Raw genomic sequence first — 24,641 nt, 5'->3', positions numbered from 1 at the left:
AGGCTCTATGTACTGCTTTTTGCTTATCTTTGAGTTCTTTTCAAGACCAATTATGACTCATGAAGATGATATATGATATAGATAAAATAAGGGATGAGTTCCCTATACTACATACGCAAGTACATGGTCGGCCCCTTGTCTACCTAGACAATGGTGCGACTACTCAGAAGCCTCTTTGTGTGCTAGAGGCTATTGACAGAGCCTATCGTACCGCTAACGCCAACGTACACCGTGGCGTCCACTATCTCAGTCAGCTTGCTACCGAGCGGCATGAAGAGGCTCGTCGGCGTGTGGCTCGCTTTATCAATGCCTCTAGCGAGCGTGAGGTTATTTTTACACGTGGTACGACGGAGGCGATCAATCTTGTCGCCACTAGCTTCGGGGCTGCTTTTGTGAGAGAGGGAGATGAGATTGTCATCTCTACTATGGAGCACCATGCCAATATCGTTCCTTGGCAGATGCTTTGCCAGAGGACGGGTGCAAGGCTACGTGTCATTAAGATCAATGAGCTAGGGGAGCTAGATCTTGAGCACTATATCAGCTTGCTCGGAGAGAAGACGAAAATTGTTTCACTCACCCATGTGAGTAATGTCCTTGGGACTATCAACCCGATTAAGCAGGTCATAGATCTGGCACACGAGCATGGTATCCCCGTACTGATTGATGGCGCTCAAGCTATAGCACATACCAAGGTCGATGTGCAGGCCTTGGGAGCGGATTTCTACGTCTTTAGTGCACACAAGGTCTATGGCCCTACAGGGGTAGGCGTGCTTTATGGCCGTTCGGAGCTATTAGATGCCATGCCTCCATATATGGGAGGAGGCGAGATGATCGCCAAGGTGACATTTGAGCAAACGACTTACAATGAGTTGCCTTTTAAGTATGAGGCTGGTACACCAGACTATGTTGGCTCCACGGCTCTCGCTGCTGCCCTAGATTTTGTAGACTCAGTTGGAGTCGAGCAGATTGCTAGCTACGAAGATGAACTACTGCAGTATGCGACCAGACGACTCACGGAGGAGTTTCCTGAGGTCTATATTCTAGGGCGTGCTAAGCACAAGGAGGCGACTATATCTTTTGGTATTGGTCGCATTCACCCATTCGATCTAGGGACAATACTAGACCGAATGGGAGTTGCTATCCGTACTGGGCATCATTGTGCGGAGCCTCTGCTAGATCGCTTTGGACATACTGCCATTGCACGAGCTTCGTTTGCGATGTACAATACTCAAGAGGAGGTGGACACCTTCATCAGCTCTCTGCATCGTGCAGCCAAGATGCTGCTCTAGTTGATGTGTAGGATTGCTTGCTGTTGATGTAGAGCCTCGGTCTTTAAGTCCTCCAACTACAGCCATAGCGCTACAAGTAAGCCGATACCAAAGGGTATATCGGCGGAAAAATTTTATCTTTGTGGCGATTTTATATAAAGGATATCAATAAGAAAGTTATCAAATAATGAGTAGGAAATTTCCTGAATACGATCAGCTAAACCTCTCGCAAGTCAATAAGCAGATGCTAGAGCAGTGGGAGTCTGAGAGCCTGTTTCTAGAGAGCCTCAACGTGCGTCAGGGTGCGCCTTCTTTTGTTTTCTACGAAGGTCCTCCCTCTGCCAATGGTATGCCCGGTATCCATCATGTGATGGCTCGTAGTATTAAGGATATTTTCTGCCGCTACAAAACGATGAAGGGTTTCCTTGTTGAGCGTAAAGCTGGCTGGGATACTCATGGCCTGCCAGTAGAGCTAGGGGTGGAGAAATCACTCGGTATTACTAAGGAAGATATAGGTAAGAATATCAGCGTAGCAGAGTACAATGCTGCCTGCCGTCGAGATGTGATGAAGTTTACTCGAGAATGGGAGGATTTAACTAAGCGCATGGGTTACTGGGTAGATATGGAGCATCCGTATATTACTTATGATAACCGCTATATAGAGACACTCTGGTACCTGCTCAAAGATATTTACAAAAAAGGCTTGCTCTACAAGGGCTACACCATACAACCCTATTCGCCTGCAGCAGGTACGGGGCTTAGTACACACGAGCTTAATCAGCCCGGTTGCTACCGTGATGTTAAGGATACGACCTGCATCGCTCAGTTCCGTATATGTGCACCTAAGCCAGAGATGCAGGGGCATGGTGAGGCCTACTTCCTCGCTTGGACGACGACGCCATGGACACTTCCCTCAAATACCGCTTTGTGTGTAGGGCCAGATATTGAGTATGTAGCTGTACGTAGCTTCAACCCTTATAGCGGTACTCCTATCACGGTGGTGATGGCTCGAGCTCTGCTACATAAACTATTCTCTGCTGATCTAGAAGGCGCAGAGGCCGTAGCTAGCTATGTGCAAGGACAGAAGCAACTTCCCTACCAGATTGTGGGGGAATACAAGGGTGTAGATCTCGCAGAGATGCAGTACGAGCAGCTACTGCCTTGGGTAAAACCTGAGACTGGAGCGTTTCGTGTGATTACTGGTGACTTCGTGACCACCGAGGATGGTACAGGTATCGTGCACATTGCCCCAACTTTTGGTGCAGATGACAATCGAGTGGCCAAACAGCATGGTGTGCCGGGCCTTCTCGTTCTTGATAAGGACGGCAATGAGCGTCCTCTGGTAGATCTGAGCGGCCGTCTGTATCGTATAGAAGATCTAGATGAGCGGTTCGTCGCTGAGCGAGTGAACATAACGGAGTACGCAGACTTCTCGGGAGTCTACGTCAAGAATGCCTATGACGCAGCCAAGACAGACAAGGACGAGAGTGTAGATGTGGCCATTAGCCTACTACTTAAGAGCAAAGGTCTAGCTTTCAAGATCGAGAAGCATACGCACAGCTATCCACACTGCTGGCGTACAGATAAGCCAGTCCTATATTACCCACTTGACAGTTGGTTTATTCGCACTACGGCTTGTCGTGATCGCATGATTGAGCTGAATAAGACGATCAATTGGAAGCCCGAGAGTACAGGTACAGGGCGCTTCGGCAAGTGGCTCGAGAATTTGCAAGACTGGAATCTATCACGTAGCCGCTACTGGGGTACACCTCTGCCGATCTGGCGTACAGAGGACGGACACGAGGAGCTATGTATTGGTTCTGTCGAGGAGCTTTACCTCGAGATTGAGAAGGCTGTAGCAGCTGGCGTTATGGCATCGAATCCTTTTGCAGGCTTCGAAGTAGGTGTTTACACAGCGGAGAACTACGAGAAGATTGATCTGCATCGTCCATTTGTCGATGAGATTACGCTTGTGTCTGCCTCGGGCAAACCAATGAAACGTGAGGCGGATTTGATTGATGTGTGGTTCGACTCTGGTGCTATGCCTTATGCTCAGATGCACTACCCATTCGAGAATAAGGAGCTAATCGATAGTGGGCGAGCCTTCCCTGCTAACTTTATTGCCGAGGGAGTGGACCAAACTCGTGGTTGGTTCTTTACTCTCCATGCTATCTCTACGATGATTTCGGACGCCATCAGCTACAAGGCTGTTATCTCTAACGGTCTGGTCTTAGATAAGAATGGCAATAAAATGAGCAAGCGCCTAGGCAATGCTGTCGATCCCTTCGAAACAATCGAGAAATATGGCTCAGATGCGCTACGCTGGTATATGATCTCCAACTCTTCGCCTTGGGATAATCTGAAGTTTGACCTAGACGGGGTAGAAGAGGTGCGTCGTAAGTTCTTCGCCACGCTATACAATACCTATCAGTTCTTCGCCCTGTATGCCAACATCGACGGCTTTGATGCCGAGGCTGAGGAACTAGAGTTCGCATCTCGTCCAGAGATCGACCGCTGGATTCTATCTAGCCTGCATAGCCTCATCAAGGAGGTAGATACACAGCTCGAGGCTTATGAACCTACAAGAGCAGCTAGAGCGATTAGTGAATTTGTCGGCGAGCAGCTCAGCAACTGGTATGTGCGCCTGTGTCGCCGTCGCTTCTGGGCAGGTCAGATGACCGAGGACAAGCTCTCGGCTTACCAGACCCTCTACACCTGCTTGCTGACGGTGGCTAAATTGATGGCACCTATTGCACCTTTCTATGCAGACCGTCTGTACCGTGACTTAACTAGAGGAGAGCAGTCTGTACACTTGATTGACTTCCCCTCAGTGAAAGAAGCCTATATCAATGCTCCGCTTGAGGCAAGTATGTCTACGGCTCAGTCCATCAGCTCTATGGTGCTAGCTCTGCGCCGTAAGGTTAATATCAAGGTGCGTCAGCCACTACAGACACTGATCATCCCAGTGCTAGACGAAGCTCAGTGTGCCGTGATTGAGCCCGTTCGTTTGCTCATCTTGAGCGAAGTGAACGTCAAGGAGCTTAAGTTCGTAGGCGATGGAGAGGGAGCTCTCGTCAAGAGAATCAAACCCGACTTTAAACGCCTTGGCCCACGCTATGGCAAGATCATGAAAGCGATAGCCGCTACCGTGGCAGAGCTCTCGCAGGAAGAGATTGCGAAGATTGAGCGCAATGGTCATTTGGATATGACTGTAGAGGGTCAGGATGTGCGCCTAGAGCGAGAGGATGTAGAGATCTATAGCGAGGATATCCCCGGCTGGCTTGTGGCTAATGAGGGAGCTCTGACGGTTGCTCTAGACATCACTGTAACGGACGAGCTTCGTCTAGAAGGCTTGAGTCGTGAGCTGATCAACCGAGTGCAGAATCTGCGCAAGCAGAGTGGCTATGAGGTCAGTGATAAGATTAGCTTGGTTGTGGAGAAGCACCCCGAGATGAGCCTCACGCTAGCACAGCATGCCGACTACATTGCTGGCGAAGTGCAGGCGGTGAGCCTAACCGAAGTCAATAGCCTACAGGAGGCGATTGATTTGGATATGGACGGTTTTATTCTTCGTGTCAGCATTGCTAAAGCCTAGAATCGGGAGGCCTATTATGTGAATTATGTAACACTAATATAAACCTATCAAAAACAATTAGCGAGAGTATGAGTACAGAGAAGCTAGCGTATACCGACGAAGAGCTCCAAGAATTTAAGGAGCTGATCCTCAGTAAGCTCGAGCAAGCTACTAAGGACTATGAGGAGCTACGCCGTGGCGCAGTCTCTTCGGGCAATGATGTGGCCGATACATCTCCTACGTTTAAGTCACTACAAGAGAGTGCTGCCAATCTCTCACGAGGAGAGAGTGGGCGTATGGCTGAGAGGTTGCTGAAGTTCATACAAGGACTTCAAGGTGCTTTGGTCCGCATCGAGAACAAGACGTATGGTATCTGCCGCCAGACAGGCAAGCTCATTCCTAAGGAGCGTCTGCGAGCTGTACCTCACACCACGCTAAGTATAGAAGCAAAACTAGGTGAACAGAAGAAGTAATTTTTTTACGCACCATCAGGGGGTTGTTCTACTCCTGATGGTGCTTTTTTTGTTGCTGGTCGATCAGGTCATCAAGATCTGGGTCAAGACCACGATGATCGAGACGCAGATGCACGAGATCACCTCTTGGTTCAAGATCTATTTCATCGAGAACGAGGGAATGGCCTATGGCATTACTCTAGGGAGTAAACTACTCCTGACGGTATTTCGCCTTGTAGCGATGAGTGCTGCTGCCTATTATTTGATCAAGTTGGTTCGTGGTCGTGTGTATAGCTTTGGTTTCGTAGCTTGTCTAGCGATGATCGTCGCTGGTGGCTTTGGCAATATCATAGACTCGGTCTTCTATGGGGAGATATTCACTTCTAGTCGTGGAGAGGTCGCTCGCCTCGTTCCTTGGGGCGAGGGCTACGGCACACTGCTACATGGTAAGGTCGTGGATATGTTCTATTTCCCAATTATTCGGACGACTTACCCTGACTGGTTCCCGTTCCATGCAGGCGAGGAATTTATTTTCTTTAGCCCAATCTTCAATTTCGCAGATGCTTGCATCAGCGTGGGGGTAATTGCCTTGCTCCTTTTCTATCCTCGCACCTTCAGCCAGATGCTTGATGGCATTGGCAAGAAGTCCCCCAAGGCGAGCGAACAATAGGATTTATCCTCGATACTCAACCCAATGACTTCCATATTTGCTTTGCTCCGTTGCTCACGCCCTTTGCTTGTATTAGGTTTACTCGTAGGTGTGCTTGCTAGCTGTGGTAGGTCGGGCTGGCGCAAACTCAGTGTAGATGAGGTACTGGATATACTCCCCGAGTTTAGTTTGCTCACAGCGACTCTCTCGGAGCAAGGTCAGCCTGATAGTATTAGACAGGAAGTCTATCGTTCTTTCTTCCAAAGTCGTGGACTAACTCTAGCGGATTGGGATAGCACTATGGCTTGGTATGCCAAGAATCGTCTGACGCTCTACAAGGACTTCTATCGCCTCTCGGCCGATAGCTTGAGCCGAATGCAGCGTCGCCTGCAAGGTGTGCAAGACAGCCTAGACCAGTTAGCTGAGTATAGATCTAGCATGGCCAATGGATTGCTTGACTCAGTCAATTTGCTTACCGACAGTGTTACTTTCTATAGCTCGGGCGAGCTTATCAATCGCTACTTCGCTCTTACTCCATCTATCGGCTATGACTCCACAACCCTAGTGCGTGTGGAGGCTCGATTGGCTGGGATGCCTAACCTCGAGCAGGATAGTCTTAGGCTGACGGTTGGCTGTTTCTTTGCAGATACGACCGCACTCACTCAGTCGCTTGCTATTGGTTCATCGGGTCGCTATACCATTGCTCTTCAGGTGCCTAACGGCAAAAGTGCAGTGCGTATTTGGGGGAGTCTACAGGGCACAACGCCAAAGATAGGTTTAGGTAATATGCTGATGATTGATCGTTTCCGCCTGTTTAAGTACGGTGGGCAGAGCGCCTCCGAGGAGCCGAAAGCCTTGCCAGTTGGGACGGAGGAACTGGCTTCGTATGATGAAGTCGTAGATTTGTAGAGGTCTATGTTTACATCGACTAAACGCCCTCGCTACGCTGCCCATTGGCTACAAGTAGGCTCCCAGAGAGCTGCCTATCCGCTCATAGAGTGGGACGCAGACAATCAGCCTAACCTAAGTTTATTTACTGGAGAGGTGTCACATACCATTTTTCATAGTGGCACGATCCTGCTCTATCGGACTGATGAGCCTATTGCTAGTGCCCCCATAGAGCAAGTGTCGCTACAAGAGCTTCGGCAGGTGCTATCGGAGCATCGCCTCTGGCAGATGAAGTTGCTCTAGAGAGGCTTTGGGATTTTGATTATATCTCGGCAGTTTGAGTTCGCTCAGACTGCCGATTTTATTGTGCCTGCTTGGGGAGCTAGACTACTCACGCACTGGAGCTCCCCAAAGGAGTTTGCGGCGTAGAGTTTCGGCGAAGGAGCTTTGGCCTAGATGTACAATAGAGATTGTGTGTTCGGAGCGAGTGATGCGGATAGGGACGCCGCAGCTCAGTATTTTTGTTTGTCCGTCTAGTACCATCAAGAAGCTATTGTTACGAGAGCTGACGCTCAGGTCGATCCTCACCTCGTCGGGGACGACAAGTGGGCGCATCGTCAAGGAGTGTGGGGCGATCGGCGCAAGTAGGGTACACTGTGTCTGGGGCATCATGATAGGCCCATACACACTGAGCGAATATGCAGTAGACCCCGTTGGGGTGGCTACGACCAAGCCGTCGCACTCGTAGTTGGCGAGATAGTTGTCGTCGATGAGGGTGTGAATGCTGATCATTGATCCCGTTTCTCGCTTGAGGATAGCTACCTCGTTGAGCACCTCTCCGAAGTATTGCCCATCAACCTCTACACGCAGCTGCCCTCTCTGCTCTACACGATACTCGCCAGTGAAGAGCCGATGAATGAGCGGAGCCGCATCGACAGAGTCCATATCGGTCAAGAAGCCCAGCCGCCCGAGGTTAATACCGAGAATGGGTATCTTCTGAGAGCCGACACGGCGAGCTGCACGCAGCAGGGTGCCATCTCCTCCGAGACTAATGGCGAAGTCGGCATCTATAGCCTCTCCCTCTGGGAGTATCCCAGCCACTGGAGGGGTAAGGCCATACGAGCTTTGCAGTGCCTCTAGGAATGCTACATCGTAGTAGAGTGCCACATCTGACCGCCTGAGTTCGTCGAAGAGCAGACGCAGACGATCTGCATGATGCTGCGAATATGTGCTACCAAAGACGGCTATTCTATACATAGGATACGATATGCTTGATTTGGGATAAAAATATACCTTTGTCACTCATACAAATGTAAGCAAAAGAATATATCATGACTAAACTTAGTGTCAATATAAACAAGGTGGCCACCATTCGTAATGCAAGAGGTGGCAATGTCCCCAACGTCAAGCAAGTGGCTCTAGACTTGGAGCGCTTCGGGTCTGATGGCATTACCGTGCATCCTCGTCCTGATGAGCGACACATACGCTATCGAGATGTCTATGAGCTAAGTGAAGTGCTGACTACGGAGTTCAATATCGAGGGAAATCCGATTGAGAGCTTTATGCGTCTAATCCAAGATGTGCGCCCTGCACAGGCTACACTGGTACCCGATGCCCCCGATGCTCTGACGAGTAATGCGGGCTGGCAGGTAGAGCAAAATTTCGACTTTCTCAAGGGAATTATCGACGATCTGCATCGCTGGCAGGTACGTGCATCAATTTTCGTAGGGACAGACCTCGACAATATCCGCTGGGCGGCACGCACGGGTGCTGATCGTGTGGAGCTCTATACCGAGCCGTACGCAGCGTTATACCCACAAGACCCTCAGCGTGCGGTAGCAGAGTATATCGAGGCTGCCCAGCTAGCCAAGCAACTTGGTTTGGGTGTGAATGCAGGTCATGACCTCAGTCTAGATAATCTTGGCTTTTTTCATCAGGCCATTCCGGAGCTTGACGAAGTATCTATCGGTCATGCTCTCATCAGCGAAGCCCTTTACCTAGGTCTAGAGCAGACTGTCGCACGCTATCAGCGAGCTCTAGGCAAGTAGCCTCTATTATTCGTAGACCTTGTAGATTGCGGAGTATAGACCTAGGTAGCCTACATATTATTGTAGCCTTAGGGTGGTATGTCATAATAGGTAAATTGCTGTGTTACTTGCGATATTTTCTCCGCACGGACTTCGTCGCTGGTTTCGGTTACATACCTTGGTATGCTCTCTCTAACCTTATTTTAGCTTCTTGCATTTTGTGCATTCCGAAATACCTCCAAGGGGCTGTGGACAAATTCAGAGTTTGTCACAGCCTCTTGGTTTTTTTATTCTTTCCTGCTCGCTTTGTCTATTCATTTTTGGATCTAGAGTAGTGTAGCCCCCAGAAATTGCTCTTTATTCTTGTGCTCATTCTTCATATGTTTTTGTTAATGTGTGTAAATGATTTGTGCTTAAATTTAGATGAATGTCTAGTGGATTTCTAAAGAAGGAGATTAACTTCTGAGAAAATGATGGGAAGATCTTTGGCGATCGGTGGACTAATCAGCCAAGATGTGTCCACTAATCTCGGCGGATTGATGGGAAGAAATACCTCGAAATGTGCCACCGACCTATAAAAAATCGTATTTCTTGTTTGTATATGTCTGATATATAGCCTAGTGTAAATGTCTCGTTTAGGCCCCTATTTTAGGGTAACTGCTATTAAGTGCCAAAGCGAGGTCGGACGCCGTGTAGAGCCTTCTAGAGGGCAAATACGAGGTCAGGCATTTGGGAGCCTTATTTAGGATAGCGTTCTCTACAATGCTTCGATGAGTGTGCGAAAATCTAAATTCTGTGATTTTGGTTTTTTATTAGAGCTATCCAGCCCAACATTTCACTAGGCCTAGGGTGATGTATGATTGGGCTGGGATTAGAACCCATTACCTCCGATTATTTGCTCCTAAATTGCGTATTGTCCACTATCTTTGGGCGCAAACGAACAAACAAGAATTAGTCTAGGCTGTTTTCTAAACAATAGACAACATCAAAATAAATGGACAACTCCAAGACAACAAAAACAGGTCGCGTACGCAAACCTGAGTGGCTCAAGATCAAGCTCGGGGATAATAGTACGTTTACAGATACCAAGACAACCATCGAGGGGCATGGGCTCAATACTATCTGCACCAGCGGGCGATGCCCCAATCTCGGTGAGTGCTGGAGTGCAGGGACTGCAACCTTCATGATAGGTGGTGCATACTGTACCCGTGCTTGCCGCTTCTGCAATACCCTGACGAGCCGAACACCTCCTGCTCTTGACCCAGAGGAGCCACAAAAAGTAGCCGACAGCATCAAGACGATGGGCCTAAGGCATGCCGTCATCACAAGTGTAGACCGAGATGACCTGCCAGACTATGGGGCAGCCCACTGGGTGGCTACCATAGAGGCCATACAGCGTACGACTCCAGAGGTAACGATCGAGGTGCTTATCCCCGACTTCAATGGCAACCTAGAGCTGGTAGACAAAATCATAGCACTCAAGCCAAGGGTTATCTCGCACAACCTCGAGACCGTACGCAGACTGACCCCATCGGTGCGCCATGTGGCGACCTACGATATGAGCCTGCGTGTGTTGGAGCGTATCGCCAGCAGTGGTGTCAGAGCCAAAACGGGCATTATGCTTGGTTTGGGCGAGAGCGAAGAGGAGGTGCTAGAGCTGATGGACGATATCAAGCGTGTCGGTGTATCCGTCCTCACCATAGGTCAGTATCTGCAACCTACTCGCAAGCATCTGCCAGTAGTCGAGTATGTACACCCCAAGCAGTTTGCCAAGCTCCGTATCCTCGGTATGGAGAAGAAGATCCCACGTATCGAGAGTGGCCCTCTAGTGCGCTCTAGCTATCATGCAGAGCGCCATACATAGCACCAAAAAGATGCTACCTTTGTACCTATGAATACAGATCAATCCCATAGCAATCTCTATACTCCTGAGCTTATTGACTTCGCCCGTACTGGGGTAGAGCTGGCGGCTCTACTGGAGCAAGGTGGGCAGAGGCGAGAGGTGATTCGTCGGCTCATAGAGCTGCTCCCTCGTCTATACGCCCAGATGCTACGCCTGCCCGAGTATTTCTACTCAAGCGACGAAGACTATATTGAGGAGTATATCACCCAAGAGGGCTACGACCGTGTACGCACCCGTTTGGAGCATATTCTAGGCGAGTATGACAGCTACTTGACGACCTTCTCACCCGAGATGCAGTACAGCGACACGCCACTAGCCGCTACTATCAGTGAGGCGCTAGCCGATGTTTACCAGCATATTGGTAACCTACTAGGTATCCTCAGAGCAGAGAATACTATTGCCCTGCCAGCAGCTATCGGCCGCTGCTACCTCTACTGGCGAGAGCATTGGGGCGTCCAGCTACTCTCGGCACTCTCTGCCCTACATCAGGTCTACACGATGAGCTTGCCAGAGCAGGACGAGGAGGATATGGAGGTAGATGAGGCAGACACAGACCTATCAATGCAAGAGTATGAGTAAAAAACGATATAGATTTGTAGATCCCCCCTACCCCGATCAGATCAGCAAAGACCAGCTAGACGCTCTGCCCGTGGCTAAGTTCCAAGGGCAGGTACGTATCATTGACACACGAGCCAATATCAAGGCGGCAATCTCCGAGTTGATGCAGGCAGATGCTCTGGGTATAGATACCGAAACGAAGCCTTGCTTCATTCCCGGCAAACGCAATCAGGTATCCCTGCTACAGATCTCGACCGATGAGGTTTGCTACCTCTTTCGGCTAAATAAAATAGGTATGCCGGAGGAGCTAATAGAGCTACTGGAGGATCCCAATATCCTCAAGGTAGGCCTTAGCCTAAAAGATGACAAAACAACCCTGCGCCGTTTGGCGGACTTCGAGCCCAAGGGCTTCGTAGAGCTGCAGAGCCTCTGCCCCGGTTATGGCATTAGGGACGCCAGTTTGCAGAAAATATACGGCATCATTTTCTCCGAGTACATGAGCAAAGGTCAGAGAATGAGCAACTGGGAGGCTACTAACCTAAGCCCAGCTCAGCAGCACTATGCTGCCCTAGACGCTTGGGCCTGCCTGCGCATCTACCGAGAGCTGATGACTCAGCCAGATCCTGCCCCAGTACAATTTGCATTACTCTAGTCACGATGGATATATCTAGTGTGCGTCTACTCCCACGCAAAGAGGAGTCCCTTCTGCGCTTCCACCCATGGCTATTCTCTCGGGCCATCGCATCAACCGATGGGGAGCTCTACGACGGCTGTCTAGTGCGTGTAGAGAGCCATCGAGGCGAACCGCTCGGTGTGGGGCACTATGCAGAGGCAAGTATCGCTGTGCGTATGCTTAGCTTCATCGGCAATGAGGAGATCGAGCCTCAGTTCTGGCAGGCTCGCTTGGCAGCAGCTCTGCAGCTAAGGCTAGCTTGTGGCTTGCTTAGGGTAGATCCAGAGGCAGGGAGCCCCAACAATGTCTATCGCCTCGTGCATGGTGAGGGCGATCAGCTCCCGGGCTTGATCATCGATGTCTACGGAGATACAGCCGTTATGCAGGCACATAGTATGGGTATGCACTATGCTAGGGAGGTGATTGCCCAAGCTCTGATGCAGGTGTACCAAGACCTATGTGGCCCCGAGGTAATACGCGCAGTGTACTACAAGAGTCAAGGTACGCTCCCCACACGAGAGCAGAGAGAGATGTGTGACGACGGCTTCCTCATTGGCCACACAGAGGCTACCCCCGTGTGGGAGAACGGCATCAAGTTTATGCCCGACTGGCTTAGAGGGCAGAAGACAGGCTTTTTCGTCGATCAGCGAGATAACCGTGCACTCGTCGAGCAGTATGCTCGGGGGAGGCGTCTACTCAATGCATTCTGTTACACTGGTGGATTCTCTCTATACGCCCTTAGGGGTGGGGCAGAGCGAGTGGACTCGCTCGACAGCTCGACCAAGGCGATGTATCTGACTGAGGAGCACGTTAAGCTAAACTTCGGCCAGTGTCACAGACATCGGAGCATCACTCAAGATGCTTTTGCCTATCTCGATGAGATGCCCCAAGGCGAATATGATATGATTATTCTTGATCCGCCAGCTTTCGCCAAGCATCGTAAGGTGCTTCGCAATGCCTTGATTGGTTATCGCCGTATCAATGCTCAAGCCTTCAATAAGATTGCACCGGGAGGGATCCTCTTTACTTTTAGCTGTTCGCAGGCAGTGAGCCGAGAGGAGTTTCGCTTGGCAGTCTTCACGGCTGCTGCGGCGTCGGGTCGCCATGTTCGCATTTTGCATCAGCTCACCCAGCCAATAGATCACCCCGTCTCGATCTACCACCCCGAGGGCGAATACCTCAAGGGCTTAGTTTTACAAGTCGAGTAGAAGGCAGGATTTGTGTCTGGTATTTCCGACACTCAATCTGTAACCGAGAGATGATTACCCCTCGATTACAGGGCATGATTATGCTCTTGCCCTGTGTATGAGCCCGAAAAACTATACATTTGTAGCGTTTTTAGTCCGATGACTCAAGTTATGAAACCAACAACCTCGCCTCAAAACCCTGAGATAGATCAGGAGGCTCTGCTCGACTTTCTGCTGCGCTATGCCACTATACAGACTAGTGTAGGGGTACAGACCTCTCGCATTGTACTCAATACGACACGTATCGCTCAGGCGTATGGCTATGAAACAACGATGATGATGTTTCAGCGCAACGTAGCTATTACCCTGATTGATAAGAGTACTAGCGAAGATGGGCAACGTAAGCGCTCTGCTCACCCCGTGACGGCTCTGACGCACCACCGCACCCTGCCACTCAACTTCCTGCTCAATGCAGAGCTTAGCCGTCTGAGCTGGTACGTGTACGACCACAAGCCCAGTATGCAGGAGCTTGAGCAGCATCTGGAGCGTGTGCTTAACTCGCCTCGTGTGAGCCGTTGGTTGATTTTGCTACTCATTAGCTTTGCCAATGGAGCTTTCTGCCTACTCTTCGGTGGGGATCTATCGGGGGCTGGGGTCGTTTTCGTCGGCACTTGTCTAGGTTTCTTTGTACGTCAGGAGCTCAACCTACGCCATGCCTATCATTATCTGACGGTCTTGGTGGCAGCTTTCGTTTCGTCTTTTAGTGTTGGGGTCGGAATGCATTTCGGGCTAAGTAGTACCCCAGAGGTTGCGCTCAGCACTAGTGTGCTCTACCTCATTCCCGGGGTTCCATTTATCAATGCCATGGTAGACTTTCTCGATGGCTATATCCTCAATGGGGTGTCGCGTCTGATCAATGCAATCCTCATCGTCGTGAGCATTACCATTGGTCTTAGTCTTACTCTCGTTCTTCTGAACCTTAGTCTGCTCTAGTCTATGATTATTCAGTCTATACTTCTCGACGGCGTTCTCGCTGCTATAGCAGCCTGCGGATTTGCTGCGGTATCCAATCCGCCCAAGCAGTCTTTCATCTATGTGCCTATTCTGGCGGCTATCGGGCACATGCTACGTTTCGCGCTGATGACCTATGCCGACGTCGAGATTGCGATCGCTACCTTCATTGCCTCGGTTACTATTGGGTTTGTTGGTATTTACTTCGCTTATCGAGCTCGTTTTCCGTCGGAGGTTTTCGCTTTCCCAGCTCTTCTGCCGATGATCCCGGGCATGTATGCCTATCGCTCACTCTTGGGCATGATTCGCTTTATGCAGACCAACGACGCCTTGCAACGAGAAGAGTACCTGCCACAAATCTTGAGCAATGCCATCACGGCTGGGAGTATCATGTTTGCCCTTGGGGTAGGGGTGGCTATACCGCTCTTTATCTTCTACAAGCATTCGTTTCGTATGACACGAGATAAGGAGTTGGAGCTTGCAGAGCGACGTGGCCAGAGGAAGGCTTAGCTCTCTTGTGCTCAACCACTCCTTGCAGCAGACTATACGCCATAGGTCGAGATAAAATCGATCTATGGCGTCCTTTGTCTTGGCTATTCATTGTACTTTTGGGGGTAAATCAAGCATCTTTCATTTCGTAGCAAACATTCGATGGCTCAAGGTAAGCACCATATGCAGCATATTGATGTCCTCAAAGGCATCGTCATTTTCTTAGTGGTAGTTGGTCATTCATTCCATTTCGGCTTTTCCTACTACCGCTCTCCTCTACTAGCGGTGCTTAGGAGCATTGATATGCCGATTTTTGTTTTTCTCTCGGGCTACCTAGCCTCCAAGCCACTAGAGTTTAGCTTCGGTGGGCATATTGCCTTTTGGCGCAAGAAGGCAAGGCAGCTCTTCCTCCCACTTATTACTCTGCCTACGCTCTATGCCCTTTTCTACTCTGTGTCGTTCGACGAAATGCTCTTCGGCATACATCACGGAGGCTACTGGTTCACTTGGGTACTGTTTGAGATGTTTGTTCTTTGGTTTGTCTTTCAGCTCCTCAATCACTACACCAATCCAGAGGGCGATGTCACGCTCGAGGCGCTCTGGGCAATGCTAACCCTTGCTTTCGTCCTATGGGTCGATTTGCCGTGGAAAGCCTATAGCCCCATGACACATGAGGCTTTCAGTTGGGGGAAGATGAATTACCTCTATCACAACTTCCTCATCGGCTACTTCGTTGGCAAGTATTCTTCTTTTGAGCGCATACTAATTCGCCCCGAGGTAGCAGCACTCTCGGCCTTACTTTTCACTCTTCTTATTTATACGGAGTGTACATCGGCTCCCGTGATGGGAGGGATACCGGCCTCGCTCAGCGGCTTGGTTATGGCATTCGGCTTGGTCAACCACTTGGGCAAAGGCGACTCTCGCCTTAATAGGCTAGCTGGGTATCTCGGACAGGAGAGCCGAACCATTTACTTTACCCACTACTTCTTCCTCTTCTCGGTGCCTATGGTTAAGCCATTCCTATTCGGAATATTGAGAGATGGAGGGCGGACTATATCTTGGGAGATTGGTTTATCGGTGCTCTATGCAGCCATAGTGGTCAGCATCACACTGATGGTGGTACGCCTAATCAAAGCCAACAGCATCTTGGCATTCCTATGCTATGGCAAGGCTCTACCTAAGAATAAAAAACCTAAACCTATCGTATGCAATGAAAGCAATGACACAAGTATATCAGATCGCTCTCTCTAGAGCCAAGCATATCGGCCCTCATCACGCCAAGGTGCTACTAGAGCGTATGGGGAGTGTGGAGGCGATCTTTGCTGATAGAGCTACCCTACAGGCTCGATGCCCTAAGCTACGACAGTCGATCGTCGATGAACTCTATCGCCCCTCTCTGATGGATGAGGCCAAGCGCATCGCTGATTGGTGTACGCAAGAAGGCGTACGAACTTATTTCATAGACGAAGATGACTACCCCATACGCCTAGCCGCTTGTGCCGATGCGCCAACGCTCATCTATGCCAAGGGGTGCTATAGCGACTGGGAAACATCTGCTGCAATCAGTGTCGTAGGTACACGTAATATGACAACCTATGGGCAGATCTGCTGTGAGCGCCTGCTCGGCGAGCTAGCCGAGCTATTCCCTCAGACTCTTATCGTTAGTGGTTTGGCCTATGGGGTAGATAGTCTGGCTCATCGCAGGGCACTAGCTCTCGGCATGCCTACGGTGGCGGTGCTTGCCCATGGTTTCGATAGGATATACCCAGCAGCACACACGCAGCTAGCCCACGAGATATTGAACCGTGGGGCTTGGATATCGGAGTATCCACTCGGCACCAAGCCCGATCGATTCAACTTCGTGGCTCGAAATCGCATCATCGCTGGGCTAACGGATGCCACGCTAGTCATAGAGGCTGGTCTGAAGAGTGGTTCGCTCATTACCGCCGAGCTCGCCGCAGACTACGATCGAGAAGTGTTGGCTGTGCCGGGGCGACTAACCGATCGCTATAGCGAGGGGTGCAACCATCTGATCTCGTCCATGCGAGGCGTTCTTGTTTCTTCTGGAGAAGACATCGTACAAGCTCTGGGTTGGGAGCGCAGAGGGCAAGCAGTGCAGCAGAAGCTACTCTTCTCGGACGAACCGCCAATCGATCATCCTTTGCTTAGACTTATCGCAGAGCATCAGCCTATGCACCTCAATGACCTCATTCGCCAGTCTGGTTTGCCTGCAAGCGAGGTAAGCAGTCAGCTATTCGACTTGGAGCTAGATGCACATATACAGGTAATGCCCGGCGGATTATATACATTGGTACGATGACGCTATCAATCCTTATCCCTGTCTATCGGTACGACTGCACTAGACTCGTAACCGATTTGCTGGAGCAGTGTATCGCCCTGAGCCTTAGCTTGGAGATTATCCTTGGCGATGACGCCTCTGGTCAGGACTATGCCTCAATCTACGATAGGCTAGCGGCACAGCACGCTGAGGTATGGGTTTACCATGCCCCTAAGAATATCGGAGCAGGACTGATGCGCCAAGAGCTTGCCACTAAGGCAAAGGGCTTTAGCTTGCTCTATACTGATTCCGATGTCCTGCCTACCGAAGGGCTGATTGCAGCCTATATGAAGGCTCGGGCTGAGCACCCAGATGCCGTCGTATGCGGAGGATTTCGCTATGATGAGCGTGACTGTAGGGCGGATAATCGGCTTAGGTATCACTATGGTACTCAAGTGGAGATGCGTTCGCTCGCCCAGCGTATCGCTGAGCCGTACAAGTCATTTATTGCGATGTGCTTCCTCGCTCCTCGAGAGCTTGTACTGAGCCACCCTTTTCCTCGCATGGGTATGGGCTACGAGGACACTTATTGGGGCGAGATGCTTAGAAGAAGCCAGCTTGATGTCGTCCATATTGATGCGTCAGTAGTGCATCGGCTCAAGGAAACTGATGAAGCTTTTCTCTCGACGACGGAGCGATATCTGCGCAACTTGCATGAGCATCGAGACACATTTGAGGGCATGTCTATCAAGCTACTAGGGTACTACCGAGGACTAAGGCGGTATCATCTAGCACGCACTATAGGGAGAGTAGCGCAGCCGCTTATGTATATCATTCGACAGATACTGAGGCGTCGCCCCGATCGCATCACTCTATTCCAGCTATACAAGTTGCTGTATTTTTGCTCTCTCGATCTTGCCCAATCTAGTAGATGGGTTGAGCCAAACAAGGCAATGGATAAATCATAGACAAATCAATAGTCTTGAGATAAACTAAACGATATGACGAGTCAAGGACGTAGCGATCGCATCGCCACTAATACCGTATTTCTAGTTGTGCGTATGCTCCTGTGGATGGGCGTGATGCTCTATTCGTCACGGCTTATCTTCAAGGCACTCGGGCCAGTAGACTATGGTATCTACAATATCGTAGGGGGGATTGCCTTGACCTTCGTGTTTCTCTCCTCGTCGCTAGCTACCGCCACACAGCGTTATTTAGCTTACGAGATAGGTCAGAGGAATATAGAGGGACTGAAGCGCATCTATGGCGTTAGTCTTATCATACATATTGCTCTTGCACTGGCAGTGATTGTCATCGGAGAATGCCTTGGATTGTATCTGATGTATCACAAACTGAATATCCCTGAGGAGCGTTTCGATGCCGCACTTTGGGTCTTTCACTCTACGATCCTCTCGCTCTCGGTGATGCTACTCGGCTCGATATACGACTCCGTACTGATTGCCCGAGAGAATATGCGGGTCTATGCTTATGCGGGTATCCTAGATGCTTTGCTCAAACTCGTACTCGTTATGCTGCTGTCTGTTGCCCCCTATGACAAGTTGATCTTCTATGCTGTGGGTTCTTTGGTACTGGTTATCGTGGTCAAGTGTGTGCCTGCTATTATTTGCTTTCGCTCTTATCCCGAGTGTAGGGGAGCTATTCGATGGGATCGAGAGCGCTTCACACAGATGTATCGCTTCATCGGCTGGAATGGGGTAGAGGCTGGTACCTATGCTGTGTGGAACTATGGTCTAGACTACTTGCTTAATATCTTTTTCGGTACGATCGTCAATGCAGCTCGTGGGATTGCTGCTCAGATTAACTCTGCCGTTGGCAATTTCTCTGTGCAGTTCTTCACGGCTTTGCGTTCGCAGCTCGTACAGAGCTATACCACGGGGGACATCGACTACTACAAGCGACTTATCTACGGTAGTTCACGATATAGCTATTTCCTCACTTGGGCGCTATCCTTACCGCTGATGCTGCGTATGGATTACGTCCTAGAGCTGTGGCTCGGGAGCGAAGTGCCGAGCGAAGCTGCCGACTACGCTCGCTGGATTTTGGCCTTTTGCCTCATCAATGTGCTGGGCATACCCCTTTGGAATGGTGTGCAGGCCACTGGCAATGTGTGTCGTTGTGTGCTGATTGGTACGACTATATCTCTGATGGTATTGCCGATAGTGTACTTTGGATTTGAGCTAGGTTTGGCCTCTGTCTTCGCTTTGCAAGCTGCGACGTTGGTAAGGCTCGTCTACGTGTGGGGCAATTTCTATGCTTTGCGCCGAGAAGTCTTGCTTAGTGCACGGGAATACCTCAGACGTGTGTGGGTCCCAATCTTAGGCATTACCTCTGTTTCGGCTCTGATGATGTACTACGTTGATCAGATTTTTGGCCAAACCTTTCTTGCGCTCTGTGCGGTCAGTGCTATTAGCTTTCTGCTGATTGGGCTTTTGGTTTGGTTTTTGGGGCTGAATGAGTACGAGCGTACTTTTATTCTCAAGCGGATAAGAAAACTAATTGGGCGATAGGCCTGCAATAACAACAAATAGCCCCTAGTGAGCCGTGACTCACTAGGGGCTATTTGTATATTGACAAAGCAGAGGTTCACTTCTTGACTTTGATCTTGGCGATCGTTTGCTCAAGCTCCTCGACAGAGAGGTTGCCAAGCGTCTGGATAGGCGTTCCCTCCATGGGGATAAAGAGGAGCATGGGAATGCTCTTCACACCAAAGAACTTGGCGAGTTCGCCTTCGTTGTCCACATTGATCTTGTAGATGTCAATCTCGCCCTTGTACTTCTTGGCTAGATCAGTGAGCTTGGGAGAGAGTGCACGGCAAGGAGGACACCAGTCTGCATAGAAATCGAGGATCGCTGGACGCTTACCCTTGAAGACAAACTTCGTTGGATTTTCCTTGTAGTCAAAGATATTCTGACGCATAAATGCTGCGTCGATATTGCGTACTAGTGTTTCCTTCATCTCGGTTTCCTTCTTCTGCTGAGCAGATGGAGAGGCACATGCCCAAGTCGAGGCCATTAGGAGCATCGATAGCCCTAGAACCATTTTTTTGATTGTCATTGCTTCAGTTTGTTAATAACGTTAGATATTCACTTGATTTTCATAGAACCTCATCTAACCGATGATTGTTCGCTCCCCTAGGCTTTGGGCAAAACTTGTTTTGACTTGGTTAAGCTCGCTAAGCTCTTGCATCAGCTCGATGATGAGAGCCTCGTTGGCTCCATTGCGCTGGGCATTGAGCAGCTCGGTTTGTACTTCTTTGATCTGCTGCATCACGATCATAATGCGCAAATTATCCAGTGCTTTGAGGATCTCTACGCCTCGTTTGAGCTGACGCCTATTGCGCTGTTTGGTCTGATGCTCCTCTAGCAGACGTGCCTGTTCCTGTTCCTCCGCTTCGCTACGTACTCCATAGCCAGTTGGGGGGAAGAGCAATGTGTCCTCCTCCTCGTCCTCGACTAGCTCATAGGACGAGTAAGGATTGCTCAAAACATCGGTAGAGATGCGGCGAATAGCCTCTGTTGGGTGGTTGATGAAGTGCGAAGCCGAGTCTAAGCCTTGGGGAATACACTCATTGCAGGCCTCTCGGATTACTTGCTGTGTGGCCTCCGATAGTGTTACGAAGATTTCATCAAGCTCTAGCTCTCGGTAGATGAAGTCTGCGACATAGTAGGCTAGGTACGGATTTTCTTTGGCGTCCTCCTCTTCGTTAGCCACTAGCATGGGCTCTTCCCCGTGTCCGATGACGAGCTTTAGGATCTCCAACTCATACTTAGGTACGCCACCTTCCTCTGTAGGGGCAACCGATATGGGGGCTGGCGTTGGTTGAGCAAGTGGATTGATTGCTCCCTGCTGAGCCGATGTCTGAGGGATACTTCTCGGGGCCTCGCTACGGCCACTCGAGAGGATTTGCCCCGATGGGACGTAATGCCCCGTAGCACTGATGCCCTTGAGGCGTAGCTTCTGTATCTCGCCCACGAGGAGCTGCTCGTCCATACGTAGCTCAGCAGCAGAGCTCTGTATGAGCACAGCCCGCCGTATGCCGTCGGGGATCAAGGCAATACTACGCAAGATATCGCTGATGAGCTCGGCACGTTTGAGCGGGTCACGCCTCATCTCCTCTTGGTAGAGGTTGATCTTGAAGTGGATAAAGTCCGTTTCTGCCTCATCGAGGTACTCCAGAAACTCGCTGGCACTATGGCTGCGAGCATAGGAGTCGGGGTCTTCGCCTTGTGGCAGTAGTACTATCTTGATGTTTAGCCCCTCCTCGAGTAACAGGTCTATCCCACGTAGGGCTGCTTTGATGCCTGCATTATCTCCGTCGTAGAGTACCGTTACATGCTCGGTGAAGCGACGAATGAGCCTAATCTGCTGTACGGTAAGTGCCGTGCCAGAGGATGCGACTACGTTCTCGATACCGCTCTGGTGCATCGAGATGACGTCGGTATAGCCCTCTACTAGATAGCATTTGTTGGCTTTGGAGATCGCACTCTTGGCCCAGTAGAGGCCGTACAACTCTCGGCTCTTGGAGTAGATAGGGCTCTCGGGTGAATTGACGTATTTGGCGATCTTGTCGCTCTTACCCATAATACGTCCCCCGAAGGCAACATATTTACCCCCAAGATTGCGGACGGGGAAGATGACACGCCCTCGGAAGCGGTCAATAGGCTTCTGATGTTCTTCGTACTGAGAGCTCAGCCCTACGGCGATTAGTCGCTCGAGAGTGTAGCCAGCTTTGAGTGCCTGCTCGGTAAGCGCTGAACGATCCTCTGGCGAGTAGCCTAGACCGAACTTCTTGATTGTTTCTGGTCTGATGCCTCGCTCTCGGAAATATGCTAGAGCAATATGCTGCCCCTCGTCGGTATCGTGTAGCTGTTTGGCGAAAAAGTCTTGGGCAAACTCGTTGACAATGAATAGGCTCTGGCGCTCGTCTGCGGCTGCTCGCTCCTCATCGGTTTCTTCTCGCTCGACAATCTCAATGTGGTACTTCTTGGCAAGGTAACGCAGTGCCTCCGTATAGGTCATCTGCTCATGCTTCATCAAGAAGTGTATGGGCGAACCGCCCTCGCCACAAGAGAAGCATTTGCAGACATTCTTGGCAGGGGAAACGTAAAACGAAGGCCTCCTATCACTATGAAAAGGACACAAACCCACGTAGCTCACACCGCTACGGCGTAGGCTAACGAAGTCGCTCACGACATCTAGGATCTGAGCGGCATCTATGATTTGCTGCTTCGTCCTGCTATCTATCACTTCTAGTTCTCTCTAGCTCTCTGAGATACTGGCAGGCGCGCTCCATATCGTCGGGGGTATCGATCCCGATGGTTGAGAGTGCTGTCTGCTCGACTGCTATACGATAGCCTGCTGCAAGCCACCTGAGCTGCTCGAGGCTCTCGGCTAGCTCTAGGGGAGAGGCTGGCAGAGCTTTGAGCTCGGGTAGGATATTGGTTCGGAAGGCGTACAGGCCTATATGCTTATAATAGGTATGGTGCTGGCATAGCTGCTCGCTACGCCCCCTCTGGTGTGGGACGAGTGAGCGACTGAAGTAGAGGGCTTGCCCCAAATCTCCTTGTACGAGTTTGACCACATTGGGGTCGCAGAGGGCTATGTCTGGGGTATCGGGTGCGAACGCCTCGGCTAGGGTCGCAATCTGCGTTTCTGCTCGGTCGAAGGCAGATATCAGTGCCTCTATTTGCTCGGGCTGTATGAACGGTTCATCGCCTTGTAGATTGAGCATAATCTCCTCTCCTTGGCCTACGAGTTCGTAGGCCTCGATACATCGATCTGTCCCCGAGCGGTGCTCGGGTGATGTCATTACAGCCTCTGCCCCGAAGCTCTGTACGCAGTCGTAGATCCTCTGGTCGTCGGTAGCTACCACGACTCTCGAGCCTGTACTGCTAGCCCGCTCCACGACACGCTGTATCATCGGCTTGCCCAGCATATCGGCCAGAGGCTTGCCGGGGAAGCGTGTAGAGGCATAGCGTGCGGGTATGATGGTGATGATAGATGGCTTCATCTCTTCTATTTCTTTTTATTGGTCATCACCTCGAGTACCTTGCGGTCGGTCTCTAGCATACCGTCACGGCCAATCTCGGCCAGAGTGCGAATGCAGTCGTCTATGTCGTCCTCCACGATGCCCTCTACTACTTTGACGTAGTTGTTTTGCATCGCCATCATGGCAGCTATGAGCCCAGAGCAGATACCCGTAGAGGCCTTGAGACTACAGCTTGGTTTGGCACCGTCGCAGATCATACCCGTTACGTTGCCGATCATATTCTTGATGGCGTAGCTCGATTGCTCTTTAGTGCCTCCCATTAGGTAGACGATTGCTGCCGAGGATCCTATGCCCGAGACAACCATGCCACATAGGCAGGATAGGCGGCCTAGTAGCTGCTTGATGTAGACGACCAGCAGACCACTCATCATTAGGGCTCTAGTTGTCCGCTCCCGATCGCACCCTTGACTCTCGGCAAAGGTTAAGACGGGTAGGGTAGCGGTGATGCCTTGGTTACCACTGCCAGAGTTGCTCATCACGGTAACGGGGGCACCGTCCATACGGGCATCGCAGGCGCCACTAGTATAGCTGAGCATATGGGCAAGAGGGCTGGATCCGAAAAATTTCTGCCCCATATCTCCTTGGATTAGTTTGCCTACACCATGCCCGAAGTTACCCTTGAGGGCATACTCCCCTACACGCTTGTTTTGCTGAGCTGCCTCGTAGATGAAGTCAATGTCCTCTAGGGGAGCTTGAGTTGCATACTCGTAAACGAGGGAAAACGTAAGGGGGATATCCTCCTCGTTGATGCTCGTTACTTGTTGTATCGTTTCGGAGCAGCCGACGAATGTGCCCTCCTCCTGCTTGGGCAGTCTATCCTCCCCGTCGAGTTGTAGTTCTTTGAGAGATATATGTGTCCGCTCAATGACCGAGCGAGCCTTGTGGCCAGCGTTGTCACGGGCTATGACTTCTACGTATAGCTTATCTAGATTTGGAGTGTCCTTCAGATGGGTATGCATTAGCCCCTGCTCGACCATTTGATTGGCTTGATTTAGATCCTCTTGGGTGAAGTGGTCTAGTAGCTCTAGCTGACGCTCGGGGGCCTTGAGTACAGCTCCTAGGGCGATAGCTATGGGGATACCTATTTGCCCAGTGCCGGGGATTCCTACTCCCATGGCATTCTTGAGCATATTGGCGCTAAGCCAAACTTCTATATCTCTGACTTTCTGGGGTAGGAGTGCCACCGCATACGCCACCGCTAGAGCGACACAAGCAGGTTCAGTACAGCCTGTTGCTGGCACGACCTCACGGCGTATGAGTTGGTTAATTCGGCTCAAGGTTAGCTGATCCATATATGATCTCGACTGTTTGAGTGATACTTCGTGTTGTGATGTTGAGTAACTTTTTATTCGGTAAAGATACGAAGGTTTTCGATACTCGGAGCGCCTGAATTGTCTTTGTAGATTTCACTTCTGCAGGCTTGTCGATGTATAGAATTGGGTTGGCTGATGCGGCGTGTGGATATAGTGAGACTATTGCGCAATGCCCCGTTCAAAGGTTCTTGTATCTTTCTCGGTGTTTTTTGAGTGTTTGAGCCGCTTGGGGAGCCTTGAATACTATCCCCCTATCCCCATCCCTGAGGGATATTTCCCTCAGGGATGGGGATTTTACGGT

The 24,641-nt window shown here is 50.5% G+C and carries 22 protein-coding genes; 17 read left to right on the top strand and 5 right to left on the bottom strand.

Going from position 1 to position 24,641, the window contains the following annotated elements; genetic code table 11:
- The first annotated feature begins 65 nt into the window (after nt 1–65).
- The 6 genes from HQ41_RS02410 (at nt 66) to HQ41_RS02385 (ending at nt 7,134) form a co-directional block, all read left to right on the top strand.
- Nucleotides 66–1,289, top strand: a complete 1,224-nt coding sequence (locus HQ41_RS02410; RefSeq protein ID WP_044187459.1) for an aminotransferase class V-fold PLP-dependent enzyme — start codon at nt 66–68, stop codon at nt 1,287–1,289.
- A gap of 166 nt (nt 1,290–1,455) precedes the next feature.
- Complete coding sequence (ileS, locus tag HQ41_RS02405; protein ID WP_044187404.1) at nt 1,456–4,863, top strand: isoleucine--tRNA ligase; 3,408 nt, start codon at nt 1,456–1,458, stop codon at nt 4,861–4,863.
- Between the two features lie 68 nt (nt 4,864–4,931).
- Entirely contained in the window at nt 4,932–5,315 is a 384-nt protein-coding gene (locus HQ41_RS02400; RefSeq protein ID WP_044187402.1) for a TraR/DksA C4-type zinc finger protein, read from the top strand.
- A 37-nt stretch (nt 5,316–5,352) separates the two neighbouring features.
- On the top strand, nt 5,353–5,964 hold the full coding sequence (locus HQ41_RS02395) for a lipoprotein signal peptidase (protein ID WP_044187400.1): 612 nt from the start codon (nt 5,353–5,355) through the stop codon (nt 5,962–5,964).
- A gap of 24 nt (nt 5,965–5,988) precedes the next feature.
- Nucleotides 5,989–6,852 (top strand): DUF4296 domain-containing protein, encoded by an 864-nt coding sequence (locus tag HQ41_RS02390; protein ID WP_044187397.1) that lies wholly within the window; start codon nt 5,989–5,991, stop codon nt 6,850–6,852.
- A 6-nt stretch (nt 6,853–6,858) separates the two neighbouring features.
- On the top strand, nt 6,859–7,134 hold the full coding sequence (locus tag HQ41_RS02385; RefSeq protein ID WP_044187394.1) for a hypothetical protein: 276 nt from the start codon (nt 6,859–6,861) through the stop codon (nt 7,132–7,134).
- Between the two features lie 84 nt (nt 7,135–7,218).
- Here HQ41_RS02385 and HQ41_RS02380 read toward each other — a convergent pair whose 3' ends face one another.
- Nucleotides 7,219–8,088 carry an NAD kinase gene (locus HQ41_RS02380; protein ID WP_044187392.1) on the bottom strand — a complete coding sequence of 290 codons (870 nt, stop codon included), beginning with the start codon at nt 8,086–8,088 and terminating at the stop codon, nt 7,219–7,221.
- A gap of 74 nt (nt 8,089–8,162) precedes the next feature.
- On the opposite strand from HQ41_RS02380, the gene HQ41_RS02375 reads away from it, so the two are divergent.
- The 11 genes from HQ41_RS02375 (at nt 8,163) to HQ41_RS02325 (ending at nt 19,485) form a co-directional block, all read left to right on the top strand.
- Entirely contained in the window at nt 8,163–8,879 is a 717-nt protein-coding gene (locus HQ41_RS02375) for a pyridoxine 5'-phosphate synthase (RefSeq protein WP_044187389.1), read from the top strand.
- Nucleotides 8,880–9,852: 973 nt separating this feature from the next.
- Nucleotides 9,853–10,722: a lipoyl synthase gene (lipA, locus tag HQ41_RS02370; protein ID WP_044187387.1), complete on the top strand. Its 870-nt coding sequence runs from the start codon at nt 9,853–9,855 to the stop codon at nt 10,720–10,722.
- 27 nt (nt 10,723–10,749) lie between these two features.
- Entirely contained in the window at nt 10,750–11,340 is a 591-nt protein-coding gene (locus tag HQ41_RS02365) for a DUF5063 domain-containing protein (protein ID WP_044187385.1), read from the top strand.
- Nucleotides 11,333–11,971: a 3'-5' exonuclease gene (locus HQ41_RS02360; RefSeq protein WP_044187383.1), complete on the top strand. Its 639-nt coding sequence runs from the start codon at nt 11,333–11,335 to the stop codon at nt 11,969–11,971. The genes HQ41_RS02365 and HQ41_RS02360 overlap by 8 nt, the downstream gene beginning before the upstream one ends.
- Before the next feature lie 5 nt (nt 11,972–11,976).
- Nucleotides 11,977–13,200, top strand: coding sequence for a class I SAM-dependent rRNA methyltransferase (locus HQ41_RS02355; RefSeq protein ID WP_044187381.1), 1,224 nt, complete (start codon nt 11,977–11,979; stop codon nt 13,198–13,200).
- A 150-nt stretch (nt 13,201–13,350) separates the two neighbouring features.
- On the top strand, nt 13,351–14,172 hold the full coding sequence (locus tag HQ41_RS02350; protein WP_044187457.1) for a threonine/serine exporter family protein: 822 nt from the start codon (nt 13,351–13,353) through the stop codon (nt 14,170–14,172).
- Nucleotides 14,173–14,175: 3 nt separating this feature from the next.
- Complete coding sequence (locus tag HQ41_RS02345) at nt 14,176–14,700, top strand: threonine/serine exporter family protein (protein WP_044187377.1); 525 nt, start codon at nt 14,176–14,178, stop codon at nt 14,698–14,700.
- Nucleotides 14,701–14,841: 141 nt separating this feature from the next.
- Nucleotides 14,842–15,930 carry an acyltransferase family protein gene (locus tag HQ41_RS02340; protein WP_044187374.1) on the top strand — a complete coding sequence of 363 codons (1,089 nt, stop codon included), beginning with the start codon at nt 14,842–14,844 and terminating at the stop codon, nt 15,928–15,930.
- Entirely contained in the window at nt 15,899–16,999 is a 1,101-nt protein-coding gene (dprA, locus tag HQ41_RS02335) for a DNA-processing protein DprA (protein ID WP_044187371.1), read from the top strand. Before HQ41_RS02340 ends, dprA begins: the two co-directional genes overlap by 32 nt.
- Complete coding sequence (locus tag HQ41_RS02330) at nt 16,996–17,925, top strand: glycosyltransferase family 2 protein (RefSeq protein WP_044187369.1); 930 nt, start codon at nt 16,996–16,998, stop codon at nt 17,923–17,925. Before dprA ends, HQ41_RS02330 begins: the two co-directional genes overlap by 4 nt.
- Before the next feature lie 33 nt (nt 17,926–17,958).
- A complete protein-coding gene (locus tag HQ41_RS02325) occupies nt 17,959–19,485 on the top strand; it encodes a lipopolysaccharide biosynthesis protein (RefSeq protein WP_044187367.1) in 1,527 nt (508 codons plus the stop codon).
- 76 nt (nt 19,486–19,561) lie between these two features.
- On the opposite strand, the gene HQ41_RS02320 is transcribed toward HQ41_RS02325, so the two are convergent.
- Genes HQ41_RS02320 through HQ41_RS02305 form a run of 4 tightly spaced genes read right to left on the bottom strand, consistent with a single transcriptional unit; the run spans nt 19,562 to nt 24,319 of the window.
- Nucleotides 19,562–20,032: a thioredoxin family protein gene (locus tag HQ41_RS02320; RefSeq protein ID WP_044187366.1), complete on the bottom strand. Its 471-nt coding sequence runs from the start codon at nt 20,030–20,032 to the stop codon at nt 19,562–19,564.
- Nucleotides 20,033–20,086: 54 nt separating this feature from the next.
- A complete protein-coding gene (dnaG, locus tag HQ41_RS02315; protein ID WP_044187364.1) occupies nt 20,087–22,225 on the bottom strand; it encodes a DNA primase in 2,139 nt (712 codons plus the stop codon).
- A complete protein-coding gene (gene kdsB / locus HQ41_RS02310; protein WP_044187363.1) occupies nt 22,215–22,988 on the bottom strand; it encodes a 3-deoxy-manno-octulosonate cytidylyltransferase in 774 nt (257 codons plus the stop codon). The genes dnaG and kdsB overlap by 11 nt, the downstream gene beginning before the upstream one ends.
- A 5-nt stretch (nt 22,989–22,993) precedes the next feature.
- A complete protein-coding gene (locus HQ41_RS02305; RefSeq protein WP_044187362.1) occupies nt 22,994–24,319 on the bottom strand; it encodes a serine dehydratase subunit alpha family protein in 1,326 nt (441 codons plus the stop codon).
- Nucleotides 24,320–24,641: the final 322 nt, after the last annotated feature.

The organism is Porphyromonas sp. COT-290 OH860 (assembly GCF_000768935.1).
In the GTDB taxonomy this organism is placed as follows: Bacteria; Bacteroidota; Bacteroidia; order Bacteroidales; family Porphyromonadaceae; genus Porphyromonas.
This window is presented reverse-complemented; position numbering and strand designations above follow the sequence as displayed.

Coding starts and splice junctions, on each gene's coding strand:
- HQ41_RS02410 (WP_044187459.1), top strand. CDS start 66: ATGATATATGATATAGATAAAATAAGGGATGAGTTCCCTATACTACAT.
- ileS (WP_044187404.1), top strand. CDS start 1,456: ATGAGTAGGAAATTTCCTGAATACGATCAGCTAAACCTCTCGCAAGTC.
- HQ41_RS02400 (WP_044187402.1), top strand. CDS start 4,932: ATGAGTACAGAGAAGCTAGCGTATACCGACGAAGAGCTCCAAGAATTT.
- HQ41_RS02395 (WP_044187400.1), top strand. CDS start 5,353: ATGGTGCTTTTTTTGTTGCTGGTCGATCAGGTCATCAAGATCTGGGTC.
- HQ41_RS02390 (WP_044187397.1), top strand. CDS start 5,989: ATGACTTCCATATTTGCTTTGCTCCGTTGCTCACGCCCTTTGCTTGTA.
- HQ41_RS02385 (WP_044187394.1), top strand. CDS start 6,859: ATGTTTACATCGACTAAACGCCCTCGCTACGCTGCCCATTGGCTACAA.
- HQ41_RS02380 (WP_044187392.1), bottom strand. CDS start 8,088: ATGTATAGAATAGCCGTCTTTGGTAGCACATATTCGCAGCATCATGCA.
- HQ41_RS02375 (WP_044187389.1), top strand. CDS start 8,163: ATGACTAAACTTAGTGTCAATATAAACAAGGTGGCCACCATTCGTAAT.
- lipA (WP_044187387.1), top strand. CDS start 9,853: ATGGACAACTCCAAGACAACAAAAACAGGTCGCGTACGCAAACCTGAG.
- HQ41_RS02365 (WP_044187385.1), top strand. CDS start 10,750: ATGAATACAGATCAATCCCATAGCAATCTCTATACTCCTGAGCTTATT.
- HQ41_RS02360 (WP_044187383.1), top strand. CDS start 11,333: ATGAGTAAAAAACGATATAGATTTGTAGATCCCCCCTACCCCGATCAG.
- HQ41_RS02355 (WP_044187381.1), top strand. CDS start 11,977: ATGGATATATCTAGTGTGCGTCTACTCCCACGCAAAGAGGAGTCCCTT.
- HQ41_RS02350 (WP_044187457.1), top strand. CDS start 13,351: ATGAAACCAACAACCTCGCCTCAAAACCCTGAGATAGATCAGGAGGCT.
- HQ41_RS02345 (WP_044187377.1), top strand. CDS start 14,176: ATGATTATTCAGTCTATACTTCTCGACGGCGTTCTCGCTGCTATAGCA.
- HQ41_RS02340 (WP_044187374.1), top strand. CDS start 14,842: ATGGCTCAAGGTAAGCACCATATGCAGCATATTGATGTCCTCAAAGGC.
- dprA (WP_044187371.1), top strand. CDS start 15,899: ATGACACAAGTATATCAGATCGCTCTCTCTAGAGCCAAGCATATCGGC.
- HQ41_RS02330 (WP_044187369.1), top strand. CDS start 16,996: ATGACGCTATCAATCCTTATCCCTGTCTATCGGTACGACTGCACTAGA.
- HQ41_RS02325 (WP_044187367.1), top strand. CDS start 17,959: ATGACGAGTCAAGGACGTAGCGATCGCATCGCCACTAATACCGTATTT.
- HQ41_RS02320 (WP_044187366.1), bottom strand. CDS start 20,032: ATGACAATCAAAAAAATGGTTCTAGGGCTATCGATGCTCCTAATGGCC.
- kdsB (WP_044187363.1), bottom strand. CDS start 22,988: ATGAAGCCATCTATCATCACCATCATACCCGCACGCTATGCCTCTACA.
- HQ41_RS02305 (WP_044187362.1), bottom strand. CDS start 24,319: ATGGATCAGCTAACCTTGAGCCGAATTAACCAACTCATACGCCGTGAG.